The sequence below is a fragment of the Micromonospora pisi genome, from assembly GCF_003633685.1.
GTDB classification, from domain to species: Bacteria; Actinomycetota; Actinomycetes; order Mycobacteriales; family Micromonosporaceae; genus Micromonospora_G; species Micromonospora_G pisi.
This window is the reverse complement of the sequence record NZ_RBKT01000001.1, coordinates 7,933,744-7,948,528: the sequence shown is the minus strand read 5'-3', so window position 1 is coordinate 7,948,528 and position 14,785 is coordinate 7,933,744. Positions and strand designations below refer to the sequence as shown.

Annotated in this window: 12 protein-coding genes; 7 read left to right on the top strand and 5 right to left on the bottom strand. The window is 70.7% G+C overall.

The window, feature by feature from the left end; genetic code table 11:
• Positions 1-56 precede the first annotated feature (56 nt).
• Positions 57-1,001, top strand: coding sequence for a TAXI family TRAP transporter solute-binding subunit (locus tag BDK92_RS34040; RefSeq protein WP_121162831.1), 945 nt, complete (start codon positions 57-59; stop codon positions 999-1,001).
• 30 nt (positions 1,002-1,031) lie between these two features.
• On the opposite strand, the gene BDK92_RS34035 is transcribed toward BDK92_RS34040, so the two are convergent.
• Positions 1,032-1,676, bottom strand: a complete 645-nt coding sequence (locus BDK92_RS34035; protein ID WP_121160428.1) for a TetR/AcrR family transcriptional regulator — start codon at positions 1,674-1,676, stop codon at positions 1,032-1,034.
• Between the two features lie 43 nt (positions 1,677-1,719).
• Between BDK92_RS34035 and BDK92_RS34030 the strand changes: the two genes are divergently transcribed.
• Positions 1,720-2,889 (top strand): glycosyltransferase, encoded by a 1,170-nt coding sequence (locus tag BDK92_RS34030; protein ID WP_211349473.1) that lies wholly within the window; start codon positions 1,720-1,722, stop codon positions 2,887-2,889.
• Positions 2,890-2,998: 109 nt separating this feature from the next.
• On the opposite strand, the gene BDK92_RS34025 is transcribed toward BDK92_RS34030, so the two are convergent.
• On the bottom strand, positions 2,999-4,381 hold the full coding sequence (locus BDK92_RS34025; RefSeq protein ID WP_121160426.1) for a sensor histidine kinase: 1,383 nt from the start codon (positions 4,379-4,381) through the stop codon (positions 2,999-3,001).
• Between the two features lie 4 nt (positions 4,382-4,385).
• Positions 4,386-5,042 carry a response regulator transcription factor gene (locus tag BDK92_RS34020; protein WP_121160425.1) on the bottom strand — a complete coding sequence of 219 codons (657 nt, stop codon included), beginning with the start codon at positions 5,040-5,042 and terminating at the stop codon, positions 4,386-4,388.
• Positions 5,043-5,202: 160 nt separating this feature from the next.
• Here BDK92_RS34020 and BDK92_RS34015 point away from each other — a divergent pair, with 160 nt between their 5' ends.
• Together BDK92_RS34015 and gndA are read left to right on the top strand one after the other, a co-directional pair.
• Positions 5,203-6,168 (top strand): TerC family protein, encoded by a 966-nt coding sequence (locus BDK92_RS34015; RefSeq protein WP_121160424.1) that lies wholly within the window; start codon positions 5,203-5,205, stop codon positions 6,166-6,168.
• A gap of 106 nt (positions 6,169-6,274) precedes the next feature.
• The gene (gndA, locus tag BDK92_RS34010) at positions 6,275-7,741 is read left to right on the top strand and encodes an NADP-dependent phosphogluconate dehydrogenase (protein WP_121160423.1); all 1,467 of its coding nucleotides are present in this window, start codon (positions 6,275-6,277) and stop codon (positions 7,739-7,741) included.
• Between the two features lie 60 nt (positions 7,742-7,801).
• Here the strand turns inward: gndA and BDK92_RS34005 are convergent, their stop codons facing one another.
• Both BDK92_RS34005 and BDK92_RS34000 read right to left on the bottom strand, forming a co-directional pair.
• Positions 7,802-8,470: a TNT domain-containing protein gene (locus BDK92_RS34005; RefSeq protein WP_170208793.1), complete on the bottom strand. Its 669-nt coding sequence runs from the start codon at positions 8,468-8,470 to the stop codon at positions 7,802-7,804.
• Positions 8,471-8,595: 125 nt separating this feature from the next.
• Positions 8,596-10,443 carry a PAS domain S-box protein gene (locus BDK92_RS34000; protein ID WP_121160421.1) on the bottom strand — a complete coding sequence of 616 codons (1,848 nt, stop codon included), beginning with the start codon at positions 10,441-10,443 and terminating at the stop codon, positions 8,596-8,598.
• A 381-nt stretch (positions 10,444-10,824) separates the two neighbouring features.
• Here BDK92_RS34000 and BDK92_RS33995 point away from each other — a divergent pair, with 381 nt between their 5' ends.
• The 3 genes from BDK92_RS33995 to BDK92_RS40620 all read left to right on the top strand — a co-directional run bounded on the left by BDK92_RS33995 (position 10,825) and on the right by BDK92_RS40620 (position 14,520).
• Complete coding sequence (locus BDK92_RS33995) at positions 10,825-11,328, top strand: hypothetical protein (RefSeq protein ID WP_246017404.1); 504 nt, start codon at positions 10,825-10,827, stop codon at positions 11,326-11,328.
• A complete protein-coding gene (locus BDK92_RS33990; protein WP_121160420.1) occupies positions 11,325-11,750 on the top strand; it encodes a hypothetical protein in 426 nt (141 codons plus the stop codon). The genes BDK92_RS33995 and BDK92_RS33990 overlap by 4 nt, the downstream gene beginning before the upstream one ends.
• A 349-nt stretch (positions 11,751-12,099) precedes the next feature.
• The gene (locus BDK92_RS40620) at positions 12,100-14,520 is read left to right on the top strand and encodes a SulP family inorganic anion transporter (protein WP_246017403.1); all 2,421 of its coding nucleotides are present in this window, start codon (positions 12,100-12,102) and stop codon (positions 14,518-14,520) included.
• Positions 14,521-14,785: the final 265 nt, after the last annotated feature.

Genomic DNA, 14,785 nt, shown 5'->3' with positions numbered 1-14,785 from the left:
CGCGGCGCCCCTACTCCCGCCGGAGAACACGACCCTTGGCCCCTTTTCCGCCGCCCCTGGTCGGGTCATCACGCTCGGCCCGCCGGGCCACCCTCGCGCTCTGCGTGGCCGTCCTGACGGTGCTGGCCAGTGCGTGCGCCGAACCTCCGGCGGAGCCGATCCGGATCCGGATCGCCACCGGCAGCCCGGCGGCCGTCTACTACGCGTTCGGTCAGTCCCTTGTGAAGATCATCAATCGGGAGATCCCGGGAGTACGGGCGAGCGTGGCGATCACCGCCGCGTCGGCGGAGAACGTCGCCCTGGTCTCGCAGGGCAGCGCCGAACTCGGCTTCACCCAGGCGGACACGCTGCCGAACACCCCCAGCGGTTCTCCCGCCGTACTCGGGGTGGCCCGGCTCTACGACGACCTGCTCCACCTGGTGGTCCGCGACGACGGACCGATCCACCGGCTGTCGGACCTGCGCGACAGGACGGTCTCGGTGGGCCCGACCGGTTCCGGTACGGAGATCACCGCCAGCCGCCTGCTCGACGTCGCCGGCCTCACCCCCGGCTCGGTGGACACCCGGAGACTCGGGCTGGACGCCTCGGTGACCGCGCTCAACAAAGGCGAGATCGACGGCTTCCTCTTCTCCGGCGGGCTGCCGGTGCAGGCGGTCGCCGGATTCGTCCGGCACACCCCCGCGCGGATCATCGATCTCGGCGAGTGGACCGAGCCGCTGCGACAGCGGTACAGCCAGGTGTACGTCAGCCGGGACATCCCCTCCTCGGTGTACGGGCTCGCTCCGGTCACCACCGTCGCCGACCCCAACTACCTGATCGTCTCGGCGAAACTGCCCCGGCCCCTGGTGTACGAGTTGACCCGGCTGCTGATGGAGCGGCGGGTGGAACTGGGCCAGGCACATCCGGCGGCCGGGCGGATCAGCACCCAGTCGGCGATCGCCACCGCCCCGCTGCCGCTGCACCCCGGCGCCGTCGACTACTACCGCGCCAGCAAGCCCTGACCGGCTCCCCCGCCCGCTGCTCCGGTCGTCTCACGCCTCGGTGTTCGTCGCGGGTGCGACAGGTAGCGACAGCAGCGCCGACGTGGCACTCTCGATCAGCCAACGCTCCGCCTCGTCCCAGGACCAGCCCCCGTCGACGAGCTGTGACCATGCGTTCAGTCCGAAGTAGAACCACAACACGTGGGCAGCCCGCTCCACCGTGAGACCGGCGCGCAGGGCGCCGAGTTCGTTCAGGCGTACGGCGACCACGTGCAGGGCCTCCCGGTAGGACTCGGTCGCCTCGCGTACGGCCTCGGACGCGCTGGGCGCGACGTGGGCCGTGGTCGCCATCAGTCGGACCGTCTCCGCGTGCTGCTCGTTCCCGTGTCGGGTGCCGGCGGCGAGCAGGCGCAGGATCTCGGCCGGGTCCGACGACGCCTGGATGGCGGCCTGCGTACGGGCCGTCTCCGGGTCCTGCACTCCGGCCTGGATCAGCGCCCGCAGGAGAGTCGGTTTGCCGCCGACGCTGGTATAGACGGTGGCGACCGCCACCCTGGCCCGGGCGGCGATGTCGACCACCGTGGTCGCCGGATACCCCTGGGTCGCGAACAGCTCCCGCGCCGCTTCCAAGATCACTTTTTGGGTGAATTCGGCGCTCTCCTGACGCCGGGTCGCGGGAGATCGAGGCTTTGCCATCAGATGACTATAGGCGGTGACGGCTCATCAGAATGATATTCTGATGAGTATGCGCATCCTCTTCTCAACTACCCCGGCCTTCGGGCATTTCCTTCCGCTGCTCCCGCTGGCACGCGCGTTCCGTCGTCAAGGGCATGACGTGGCCGTCGTCACCGCCGCCGGCATGGCGCCGTTCGTCGAGGCGGAAGGCTTCGAACTGCTCCCGGCCGGCCCGATGCCGGATGCTCTCTTCGCCGAGGTGGCCCGGCGGACCGGCGCCGACCCCGCCTACGCACCCACCCCCGAGGGCGTCGCCGAGTTCTTCGCCGGCGTCCGGGTCGACCTCAGCGCCGACGACGCCGTGATCAAGGCGAAGAGCTGGCAGCCGCACCTCATCGTGACCGAAGCGTGCGACTTCGTCGGGCCACTGTTGGCCACCACGCTCGACGTACCGCACGCCACCCTCGCCTTCGGGCCGGCGATCCCGGCGGAGTTCATGACGGCGATGACCATGCTGGTCCGCTCCCGCTACGAGGAACGCGGGCTGACCCCGCCCGACCAGTCGCCCTCCGGGCGGTGGCTGCTCGACACCTGCCCGCCCGGGCTCCAGTTCGAGGGGGCCAGCCCACCGCCGGGAGTCACCCGCCTTCCGCTGCGGCCGGAACCACACCGCAGCGAGCAGACCCCGATCACCGACCCGTCGGGTGGGGCGGCCGTACCCCCGGCCGGAGAACGGCCACGGGTGCTGGTCACCTTCGGCACCGTCTTCGCCGACCCGGGAGTGGTCGCTCCGCTGCTGCGCTCCCTCAGCGCCCTCGACATCGAGATCGTGGCCACCCTCGGCTTCGACGGCAAGCCGGAGGAGTACGCCCTCGACTCCGAGCGGGTACGGCTCGTCCCGTTCCTACCGCTGGCGCAACTGCTGGAGAACGTCTCCGCGATCGTCGGCCACGGCGGCGCCGGCACCACCCTCGGCGGCTTGGCCCGAGGCATCCCGATGGTGGTCGTACCCCAGGGCGCGGACCAGTTCGTCCAGGCCGACCGGGTCGTCGCCGCCGGTGCCGGGCTGGCCCTGCACCCCGGCCAGAACGGACCCGACGCGGTCGCGGCGGCACTCCAGCGGGTGCTCACCGAGCCGGAATTCGCCGCCGCCGCCCGCCGCATCGGCGACGAGACCAGCGCGATGCCGTCGCCGGACCAGATCGCCGAGCAGCTCGTCGCCGCGCTCGCCTGAGTGATCCGATGCCCGCCCGCGCCCCGTCCTGAGCGAACGGAGCCACATCCGGGTGGAGGTCGGCGCGCCCTGCCGACCTCCACCCGGACGGACGGCACTCGTCGGGTGCCTACGACGACTCGTCCGGCACCCGGAACCAGAGCGACGCGTCAAGACCCCGGGGAATCGCCTGCCGCATGGTCAGCCGTCCGCCGGAGACGTCCACCAGCACCGCGACGATGGTCAGGCCCAGACCCGCCCCGGAGATGTTCTGCGCGTCCGCCGCCCGCCAGAACCGTTCCGTGGCGTGGCGCAGCTGTGCCGAGGTCATGCCCCGCCCGTTGTCCCGGACGTGGATCGCCACCCCGCCGTCGAGCCGGTAGACCGACACGTCGATCTTCCCGCCCTCGTCGGTGAACTTCACCGCGTTGTCGATCAGGGCGTCGAGCGACTGGTCCAGGGCGGTGGGCGCGGCGCTCGCGTACGCCGGGATGGCCGGTGTGCTGACGTTGAGTTGGATGGACCGGCGTCGCGCCAGGGGCTGCCAGGCCCGCACGCGGGAGATCGCCACCGCGGCGGCGTCGACCACCACCATCTTGTCCGCGCCCCGCTCGGCGCGGGCCAGGGTGAGTAGGCCGTCGAGCACCTCTGCGAGCCGGTCGCTCTCCTCCAGGGCGAGCCGGTGCTCGGTCCGGCCGTCCTCGTCGGTGACGCTCGGCCCAAGCTCCTCGACCCGCAGCCGCAGCGCCGTGAGCGGGTTACGCAACTGGTGACTGGCGTGCGCGACAAACGCCCGTTGCCGTTCCATCGCGTCGGAGAGCGCGTCCGCCATGTCGTTGAAACTCGCCGCGAGCCGACGCAACTCGGGTGGGCCGACCCGGTGCGGGGCGCGGGCGGACCTATCCCCGGCGGCGATCTCGTGGGTCACCGCGTCGAGCACGGTGATCGGCCGCAGCACCCAGCCGGCCAGCCGGAACGCGGTGAGGACGCAGGCGAGTACGGCAAGCATGCCGATCACGGCGAGCACCAACCACCAGGAGAGGGTGGTACGGCCGATCCGGTTCGTCGGTGACGAGATGATCAGCGAACCGAGCACCTCGCCGTTCTCGCTCACCGGCACCGAGACGACCAGCGGCTCGGGGTTCCAGGGCCAGACCAACCCGGGTGCGGCGGACTGCTGCCCGGCGAGCGAGGCGCGGGTGGCGGACTCCACCAACGCCGGGTCGGGACGATACCGGGGGGTACGGAGCACGACCGTACGGTCCCGGTCGACAAGCGCGGCGTTCAGCCCGTACAGCTCGGCGTAGCGGTCCAGTTCCGCACTCACCGGCCCGGTCGCCCCGACGCGCAGAGCCGGACCGGAGAGCGAGGAGAACCGGGTCGCGTCGGCGAGCCGGTCGGCCCGGACCCGTCCGGTCTCGGCGGTGGCGAGGGTGAAGGCGAGCGGGATCTCCAGCGCGGCCAGCACCAGGACCATCAGCAGCAGGTAACTGAGCACAAGGCGTCGACGCACGGCGTTACCCGACCCGGAGTCGGTAGCCGACCCCCCGAACGGTCTCCACCAGGCCCGGGTCGCCGAGCTTGGCCCGCAGCGACCCGACGTGCACCTCGACCGTGTGCCGGCCGGTCCAGGTGGTCTGCCAGACATCGAGCAGAATCCGATCCCGGGGCACCACCAGTCCGGGTTGGCGGGCCAGGGACATCAGGATGTCGAACTCCTTGCGGGTCAACGCGACCGCCTCCCCGTCGACCTCGGCCGAGCGGGCGGTCACGTCGATCCTGATCCGGCCGGCCTCGATGACCGTACGGGGTGCCGCGGCGTGTGCGCCCCGGCGCAGTACCGCCTCGATCCGGGCGTGCAGTTCCGCCATCGAGAACGGCTTGACCACGTAGTCGTCCGCGCCGACCCGCAGCCCGAGCACCCGGTCGCGTTCCTCGCCGCGCGCGGTCACCGCGATGATGCCCAACTGGGCGCTGCGCTGGCGCAACGTCCGGCACACCTCGACCCCATCGCCGTCGGGCAGGGTGAGGTCGAGCAAGACCAGGTCGCAGGGGGCGGCGGCCAGCGCCGCCGCGGCGGTGGACGCCTGTTCGATGTCGAAACCACGGCGGGTGAGCGCCGAGGCCATCGCCGCCGCGACCCGACTGTCGTCCTCGACCAACAGGATGCGCACCGCACTCCCCTCCCCCAACTTTCCGCTATTGTGCCCGCCCGGCCGCAGACGTCCAGCCCCGTCCTGGTCGCGGTTTCCCGCCCGCACCAGGTGCCGCCGGCACCGATAAACCCGCACCGGCGGGGTATGGGGCACCGGTGACGACACTGCGGCGGACCCGGTGACCGGCGCCGTTCCCGGCTGGGCCTGGATAGCGCTGACCGTGGTCATCGCCGCGATGCTCGCGGTCGACCTGCTCCTGCACCGGGACAACCATGTGGTCGGACTACGCGAGGCGGGACTCTGGAGCGGGATCTGGATCAGCGCGGGGCTCGCGTTCGGTGTGCTGCTCTGGTGGTGGCAGGGATCAAGCGCCGGCACCACGTACTACGCCAGCTACCTGATCGAGAAGACACTCTCCATCGACAACGTCTTCGTCTTCGCCCTGATCTTCACCTACTTCGCCGTACCGGCGTCGTACCAGCACAAGGTCCTGTTCTGGGGAGTCGTCGGCGCGCTCGGCTTCCGGTTGGCGTTCATCTTCGCCGGGGCGGAACTGCTGCGCACGTTCTTCTGGACCGCGTACATCTTCGGCGCGTTCCTGATCTACACGGGTTACCAGATGGCGTTCCGTCACGACCGGAAGGTGCAGCCGGAACGGAACCCGGTGGTCCGCCTGATCCGCTGGATCCTGCCCACCGACGCCCACTACCACGACGGCAGGTTCCTCACCCGCAAGAACGGGAAACTGCGGGTCACCCTGCTCTTCGTGGTGCTGGTCTCGATCGAGGCGAGCGACCTCATCTTCGCGGTCGACTCGATCGCCGCCATCCTGGCCATCACCACCGACACGTTCGTGCTCTGGTCGGCCAACGCGTTTGCCATCCTCGGCCTGCGGAGTCTGTACTTTCTCCTCGCCGGCCTGCTCCGCCGGTTCAAACGGCTGCACTACGGCCTGGCCCTGCTGCTCGTCTTCGCCGGGGTCAAACTCATCCTCGCCGAGACCGACGTCGGCAAGCTGCCCATTCCTCTGACGCTGGGCGTGATCGTGGCGACCATCGCTGGCTCGATCGTCTGGAGCCTGTTGGCCAGCCGGCGATCCGAGGAGCCGTCGCCCCGTTCCGCTGGGCGGGACGGACGCCGCTGAGCCGACGGTACCGGCCGCTATAGAGGAAGATCACATGCTTGGGCCGGCGGTCTGGGCGGAAAAACGCTGGCAGCATGGTCAACAAGTCGGATCAAGGGAGAGAACCATGACCGAAGAGACAGCGACCGGACAGCCGCCGGCAGGCAGCGCGCAGATCGGCGTCACCGGTCTAGGCGTGATGGGCCGCAACCTGGCCCGTAACCTGGCCCGCCACGGCTACCCGGTGGCCGTACACAACCGCTCCGCCGACCGGACGCGGAGCCTGATCGCCGAGCACGGAGACGAGGGTGAGTTCGTCCCGAGCGAGTCGATGCCCGACTTCGTGGCATCGCTGTCCCGTCCCCGGGCGGTCATCATCATGGTGAAGGCCGGCGGTCCCACCGACGCGGTGATCGAGGAACTGATCCCGCTGCTCGACACGGACGACATCATCATCGACTGCGGCAACGCCCACTTCGCCGACACCCGGCGGCGCGAGGAGACGCTGCGTGCACATGGGCTGCACTTCGTCGGCACGGGCGTCTCCGGCGGCGAGGAGGGCGCGCTGCTCGGCCCGAGCATCATGCCCGGCGGTTCGGTCGAGGCGTACGCGAAGCTCGGGCCGATCTTCGAGTCGATCGCGGCGCAGGTGGACGGCGCCCCGTGCTGTACGCATGTCGGTCCGGACGGCGCCGGACACTTCGTGAAGATGGTGCACAACGGCATCGAGTACGCCGACATGCAGCTCATCGCGGAGGCGTACGACCTGCTCCGGGAGGGACTGGACGCGTCCCCGGGCGAGCTCGCCGAGGTCTTCCGCACGTGGAACGAGGGCGACCTGGAGTCGTTCCTGATCGAGATCACCGCCGACGTGCTCGGCCAGACCGACGCCCGCACCGGGAAGCCCTTCGTCGACATCGTGCTCGACCAGGCCGAGCAGAAGGGCACCGGCCGCTGGACCGTGCAGAGCGCACTCGACCTCGGGGTGCCGATCACGGGCATCGCGGAGGCGACCTTCGCTCGTTCGCTCTCCGGGCACGCCGACCAGCGGGCCGCCGCCCGTGAACTCTTCGCCGACGCCGGGAGCAAGGCGAGCGTGCCGGACCGGGACGCCTTCGTCGACGACGTCCGCAAGGCGCTCTACGCCTCGAAGGTGGTCGCGTACGCGCAGGGCTTCGACCACATCCAGGCCGGCAGCGAAGAGTTCGGCTGGGGCATCGACCGGGGCGCGATGGCCACCATCTGGCGGGGCGGCTGCATCATCCGGGCCCGGTTCCTGGACCGGATCCGGGAGGCGTACGACGCCGACCCGCAACTGCCGAGTCTGCTGGTGGCACCGTACTTCGCGAAGATCGTCTCGGAGAGCATCGAGAGTTGGCGGCGGGTGGTGCGGTACGCGACCGAGGTCGGCATCCCGACCCCGGCGTTCTCGTCCTCGCTGGCCTACTTCGACGGGCTGCGCCGGGGCCGGCTGCCCGCCGCGCTGATCCAGGGGCTGCGGGACAACTTCGGCGCGCACACGTACCAGCGGGTCGACGCCGAGGGCAGCTTCCACGTGCAGTGGGCCGGCGACCGTACCGAATCCCCGGCCTGATCGGCCGCGACACCGCCGGCGACGGGTGCAACGTCGCCGGCGGTGCGCGGGGTTCTCACCCTAGGGTCGTTCCTCGACCAGGTAGCCGTGCCGCAGCAGCCAGTCGACACTGAGCGCGGTGCCCGCCTCGGGCAGGTGGCGTTGCTCCAGTTTGTACTGCAGGCCGAGTCCCAGTTGCTCGAACCACGGGGCGATCGGCCCGGAGTCCACCCGGAACGCTTTCAGGACGCAGTAGAGGTGGTAGTTGCTCTGCGCCGTCCCGTTCGGGGTGTTGAGGTTCTGCGGCGGCAGGGCGCGCTGGAGGAAGAGGGTGCGGGCCGGGGCGAGGTAGGCGCCGCCGGGATAACCGAACCGGTCGATGCGGCTGCCCGCCCGTAGGGTCTGCGCGAATCTGATCGGCTGATCGAAGAGGACGAGGAAGCCGTCCGCGGGTGGGTAGACCCAGCCGTTGCCGCTGCGGTACCTCGCCACGAACTCCGACTGGGTCAGTTCGCCGAACCTCTGGTAACCCAGGAGCAGCGGTCCGACGGGACGCTCCGCCGGCACCGGATCGGGACCGAGTTCGGGGCGGGCCGGGTCGTGGAACCGGGTGGTGGGTGTCGCCGGGTCGGGCGTACCCGGCCGGCAGGCGGAGGCGGCGGGAGCCGCGGTGGCGTACGCCGGCAGCGGCGCCGCGGTGACCAGCAGGACCCCGACGAGGGCAGCGGAAGCAACCGTACGAATCTTCATGAACCCCCCAAGCCGGAGCAACATCGCGGTCAGTTTTCAGACAGTCACCCAGCGTCGTCCAGCGATCTATCGGATTTCCGTCAATTCGCCCATCACCCGTCACCGATGGGCGCGGGTGGTGGAGGTCAGCGAAAGCGTCGGCGCAGGCTGCGGCGATTCAGACCCGGCGCGGTGGTCTCCAGCCGGCGCCGGAGTTGGTCCCACTCCCGCCGCCGCTCGTCGGTGACGTCACGCACGGTGATCGCGACGCCCGGCGGCCGGGGTTCGGCACCCAACGGCCGGCAGTCGACCTCGACCACCACCCGGCTGCCATCGGCGCGACGCAGGGTCCACTGCACGCCCGGCCCGGGCGGGTCGACGGCCGCGCGCACCGCGCCCAGCGTCCGCTCGACCTGCTCGTGGTCGTCGGGGTGGACGATGTCGCGCCAGGTGGTGAAGACCCGCGACTCGATGCCGAGGATCCGCCAGATCGCCGGGTTGGCGTAGCCCACCCGGTCGTCGTCCCCGACGATCAGGACACCGTCGGTCGTACTGCCGGCGGACAGGTCCAGATAGCGATCCCGATCCCGACGGCTGGCCGCACCGGTCACCTCAATCCGGTGCAGCGCGAGCGTGGCCTGACCCGCCGCGACCTCGATGACGTCCCGGGAGGCGACGAGGACATCCCGGGCAGCCGCCACCAGCAGGGCCGCGTCGGTCCGTCCGACCACCGGCTCGGCCCCGGGCACCAACGACGCCACGATGGTGGCCGGCAGGCCACCCAACGGCTCGATCAGCACCGAGGGCAGCAGCCGCGTCTCGACCAGCAGGCTGCGTCGCCGGGAGCTTTCGGTCGGCAGCGGGTGGTCCAGCTCAACCCGGGGTGACCAGGCGAAGTCGAGATCGCCCGCCCGACGGTCGGGCCGATGGAGGGCGAACACGACCCGGTGCGGTGTCCCGTCGGGCATCACCTGGGTGACCAGTGCCCGCAGCGCCTCGCCGACCTGCGCGCTGCCGGTCGCGGCGACCAGACTGGTACACGTCTCCCGCAGGTGCCGCTCCCGTCGCAGCGCCTGCCGATGCTTGTTGCGGGCGTCGATGACGCGGACCACCACAAGCATGGTGGTGAAGCCGGCGACCACGGCGATCATGACGCCGTGCAGCACCACACCGGCGGCGGCCTCGAGCAGCAGCACCACCGGGGCGGCGAGACTGGTCAGGGCGACCAGCCCGATCCGCGTCGCCGAGGTCTCCTCGGACGCCGGCTCGGCACGCTCGGTCAGCCGGGTCATCGACGGTTGCAGCGCGGCCGCGCCCCAGCTCAGGTAGAAGACGAGGTAGCCCAGCTCGGCCGGTCCGCCCGGCTGCCAACCCGGACCGACCTGGGCGACGGCGTACGCGATGTCGGCCGTGAGTAGCCCCGCGACACCGACCGTCAGCAGCAGGACCGAGACGTTACGTGGCGCGGCCACGGCCAGCCACAGCATCACCACCAGCGCCAGCAGGTCGCCGAGGATGTGACTGGCCAGCAGGCACTGCTCGACCGGGGAGAGCCCGGAGCCGGGCAGCGCGGGTGCCACCAACTGGGTCCAGCCGACGAGACCGAGGGCGAGCACCACCGCGAGCAGGTCGGTCAGGCCGGACCGGTCCCGCAGGACCGCGCTACGGCGGGTCAGCTGCACCAGGCCGGCGGCGAGCAGCGGGAAATTGCCGACGTAGAACCACTCGGCGACCAGCCCCGCGTCCCGGTTCACCCCCGCTGTCACGACCGCGTACGTCACGTCCCCGGCGGCCAGGAAGGCCAGTCCCGCTCCGAACAGCAGCCAGGGTGCGGGACGGGAGGGTCGGTGCCGTCGGAGGCCGTACACGACTGCGGTCGTGCTGGCGACGCCGATCATCCCCCAGAGGATCGCCGCCGCGGAGGGGAACACGAGGACTCCGAGTCCGAGGGCGGCGGTCAGCGCGACAAAGCCGATCGTGCGGCGCTCCGCCAAACCGGAATCCTCCCACCCGCGCAGCCGGTAGCCGTCGACGGACGGTGCCCGGGTGCACCGGCCTCGACAGCGGGCCTCCGCGTACGCATCCGTCTCCCGCAGCGACGACTATGCCGCACCGGAGGGGGTCGGCGGGAGGAACGCGCCGGTACGGATTCCGCGCGCCTCGTGTCGTGTGTGGAGCGTGGGCGGGCTCCACCTGCGGGGATGCCTCGAACGCACAGGTGTCGATGATCCGTCACATATCCTTTAGTAGCGGATCAAATACGGACTGTAGTATTCACGCACAGTTGTTTCCCGCCCCTGAGGCACCCGCCGCACTCGGCCCGGATCAGCCGGACGGCAGTGGCGCAGTGGCGGCCCACCCCCGAGGGCAATACCGTGAACAAGAACGACGCCCGGTCAAGCAGCCGCCGGGGAACCGACGCCACTCCTCCGCCGCCCACACCGATCAGGATCAGCTCCGGCCGGCACCCGTTCGAGCTGACCTTTCTCCTCGGCGGGCTCGTCTGCGGGATCATGATGACCGTGTTCGACGCCCTTCCGCGCTCACTCGTCCTCGCCATGCCGGCGACAGTCGAGTGGAGCTGGGAAGCCGGTCTGATCATCGCCGGCCTCCTCGGCCTCGCCGGCGTCGGCTGGCCTGGGCAGCTCTCCACCGGCCTGGGCCTCGAACTCGGGGCGGTGCTCCTACTCGGCGCCAACACCGCGATGTACGCCATCGCCCTGTTCAGCATGAGTGGCATGGCCGCCCTCACCGCCGGCACGTTCATCGGTGCCGTCTCGATCGGCTCAAGCTGGAGATGCGCACAGATCATCGGCGACCTCCGCCGGCTGGCCCGCGCCAGTCTGATGAACCCGCCGACCCGAACAGGCACGCCGTGACCGGCACGGACCCGCCGCCCAGCGGGCCGGCGTGGGTCCAGATCCTGCTGACCACGGTCGGTCTGCTGGGCGCCACGGGGGGCGTGGCCGCGGTCGTCACCATCGCGCTGCGGCGGCGCCGATTCAGGACGGACGCCGCGGAGTTGCTGACCGACACCGCGCTCACCATCGTGGGGCCACTGCGCGGTCGGGTGACGGAGCTGGAGTTGGAGACCGCGGAGTTCCGCGGCCGGGCGTTGGCGGCCGAGCGCGAGATCAGCGAACTGCGGGTGCACCACCGCGACCTGACCGCGCTGCTGCGCCGCTGGCGGGCCGCGATCATGGCGTCGGACGCGACCATCGGCACGATCCGCGACCACGTCCGGGCCGTGCGGTCGGTGCGTCCGGACGAGTACCGGTCACGATCCACCCCTGACGGCTGAACCTCCAGCCTGCGGAGCCAGCGAGCGCCGGCCGCCGGGCCCGACGCCGGAATCGCGCACCACGCGGTGCGCCCCGCCGCCCGCCCCGGCGCTCTCCACTGTGGTTGGTCATCGTCCATGCGAGCAGCCCACCGGAGTCGATGAGTCCACAAAGGATGATCGGAATCTGGACCATCGGCCCAGCTCAGCGATTTGTGGTCAACATCGAGCGACAAAAATCACAGGCTGTTATCGATCGCGTTCACCAGGTAATGTGCCCGATGAGCGGCATGAGACCGCTTACGCGGCATTAGTTCTCATTGTTGTCATCAATTCGTCCGAGCCTTGTCACGACCCGGAGGATAATATGGTGGATACCGGGCAGCCACAGAGCACCGCTTCGATGACCGTCCCGGATCCGACCAACCGGGACCGGGCAGCCGCCTTCCGACGTACGCTGCTCCGCCACGACCTACCGGCCTCGTTCGTGGTCTTCCTCGTCGCGGTCCCCCTCTCCCTCGGCATCGCGGCGGCCTCCGGGGCGCCGCTGCTCGCCGGCGTCATCGCCGCCGTGGTCGGCGGCATCGTGGTCGGCGCACTCGGCGGGGCACCACTCCAGGTCAGCGGCCCGGCCGCCGGCCTGTCGGTGATCGTTGCCGACCTGGTGCTACGACACGGCTGGACGGCCACCGCGGCCATGGTCAGCCTGGCCGGCCTGCTCCAGATCATCCTCGGACTCAGCCGGTTGGGTCGGGCCGCACTGATGCTCTCCCCCGCGGTCGTCCACGGCATGCTCGCCGGGATCGGCATCGTCATCGCGCTCAGCCAGCTGCACGTCGTCCTCGGTGGCGCCCCACAGAGTTCGGCCTGGGAGAACCTCAGCGAACTACCGGCCCAACTCGTCGGCTACCACGACGCCGCCGTCCTGGTCGGTGTCGTCACGGTCGCGGTTCTGCTCGTCTGGCCCCGACTGATCCGGCTGTCATACCTGCCGGCGCCGCTGATCGCCATCACCGTCGCCACCGCGCTCGCCACCGGCCTGGACCTCGACCTGACCCGGGTCGCCCTACCGGACGACCCGCTCAGCCACCTGGGCCTGCCGCACTGGCCGGACGCGCCGCTGACCGCGGTGCTCTCCGGCGTACTCCTACTCGCGGTCGTCGCCAGCGTGGAGTCACTGCTCTCGGCGGTCGCGGTGGACAAACTGCACGACGGTCCGCGGGCCCGGCTCGACCGTGAGCTGATCGCCCAGGGCGCGGCGAACACCGTCTCCGGCGCACTCGGTGGCCTACCCGTGACCGGCGTGATCGTACGTAGCTCGGCGAATGTCGAAGCGGGTGCCCGTACCCGCGCCTCGGCGATCCTGCACGGAATCTGGATCGCCGTCTTCGCCCTCCTGCTCACCGGGATACTCGAACTCATCCCCATGTCCGCGCTCGCCGGGGTGCTCGTGATCGTCGGACTCCGACTGATCAGCGTCGCGCACGTACGCGACCTGAGGCGGCACCGGGAGCTGCCCGCGTACGCCGTCACCGTGGCCGGGGTCGTCTTCATCGACCTGGTCACCGGTGTGCTGCTCGGCGTGGCGGTAACCCTGGTCGCGGCGCTCTACCGGCTCACCCACTGGCGCATCGACGTCGACCGGCGCGGTCCCGACGACTACCTGGTCCAGATCACCGGCACCCTGCTCTTCCTCGGCGCCGGTCGGCTCAACAACGAACTGCGACGGCTGCCACCCGGCGCCCGGGTCCAGCTCGAACTACGGCTGGACTTCCTCGACCACGCCGCCTTCGGCGTGATCGAACAGTGGCGGACCGGCTACGAACGCGGCGGCGGCCAGGTACGGGTGGAGGAAGTGTTGGACGGCTGGTTCGACCGGGCGGTCCGAGACCGGCTCGGCAACCGCAAGACGCTGCCCGACCGGCTCCCCCGCTGGCTCGCCCCGTGGTCGCACTGGCAGGCCAGCACGACACCGGCGACGTCGGCCACCGGCACGACACCCACACCGGACGGGACGGCGGCACCGGGGAGAGCCCACGCGGCGCGCACCGGCGCGGTCGTACCCGTACAGACGCCGGGCAGGGCCGAACCGGCAAGGTCGCCCGGCACCGGCCCCACCGGCGGAAACGGGATCGGCGAGAACATGCTGGAGGGCGTACGGGAGTTCGAGCGCCGGTTCGCCCCGCTCGTCCGCCCCTACCTGACCGAACTGGCCCGGGACGGCCAGCGACCCGGGGAACTCTTCATCACCTGCGCCGACTCCCGGATGGTGCCGAACCTGGTGACCGCGAGCGGCCCGGGTGACCTGTTCTGTCTGCGCAACATCGGCAACATCGTGCCCCGACACGGCTACCACGGTGACCACAGCGTCGGCGCCGCGATCGAGTACGCGATGGACGTACTCGACATCTCCACGATCACCGTCTGCGGGCACTCCGACTGTGGCGCGATGCGGGCGGTGCTACACGGTGGCGTCGCCCCGCAGTCCCACCTCGGCTCGTGGCTGCGGCACGCCCGCCTCGGCGTCCGAAGGGACGACCCGCACCCGAACGACACGGCAGCGGCCGAACATCCGATCCTGGAGCACCGGGCGCGGGAACGCCAGATGCTGGAACGACAGGCCCTGGCGAACGTGGCGCAACAGCTGGACAACCTACGGACCTATCCGAGCGTGCGGCGACGGCTCGACGCCGACCAACTCACCCTCGTCGGGCTCTACTTCGACCTGCACGAGGCGCGCATGTACCTGGTGGACGCCGGCAACGGTGCCCGGCGTCCACTGCCCACCTGAACCATCACGGTGCCCGGGCCGGCGTACCCGGCGAGGTCGCCCGTCGAGGGGGTTGGCAGGCGACACTCACCGGGTACGCCGTACGGGCGAATCGCCCGCGGGGCACCTGTGATCAACAAAAGCACGGCGGTGCCGACGCCGTCCGGTGCCTTGACGCGATCGCTACGCCGTCGACGGCCACGCTGACGCCGTCACCACACCGGCGTCAAGAACGCGTCGGGATCGCCCCGGGGGTCGTGGCGAACGCGTGAAGATCGCGGTCAGG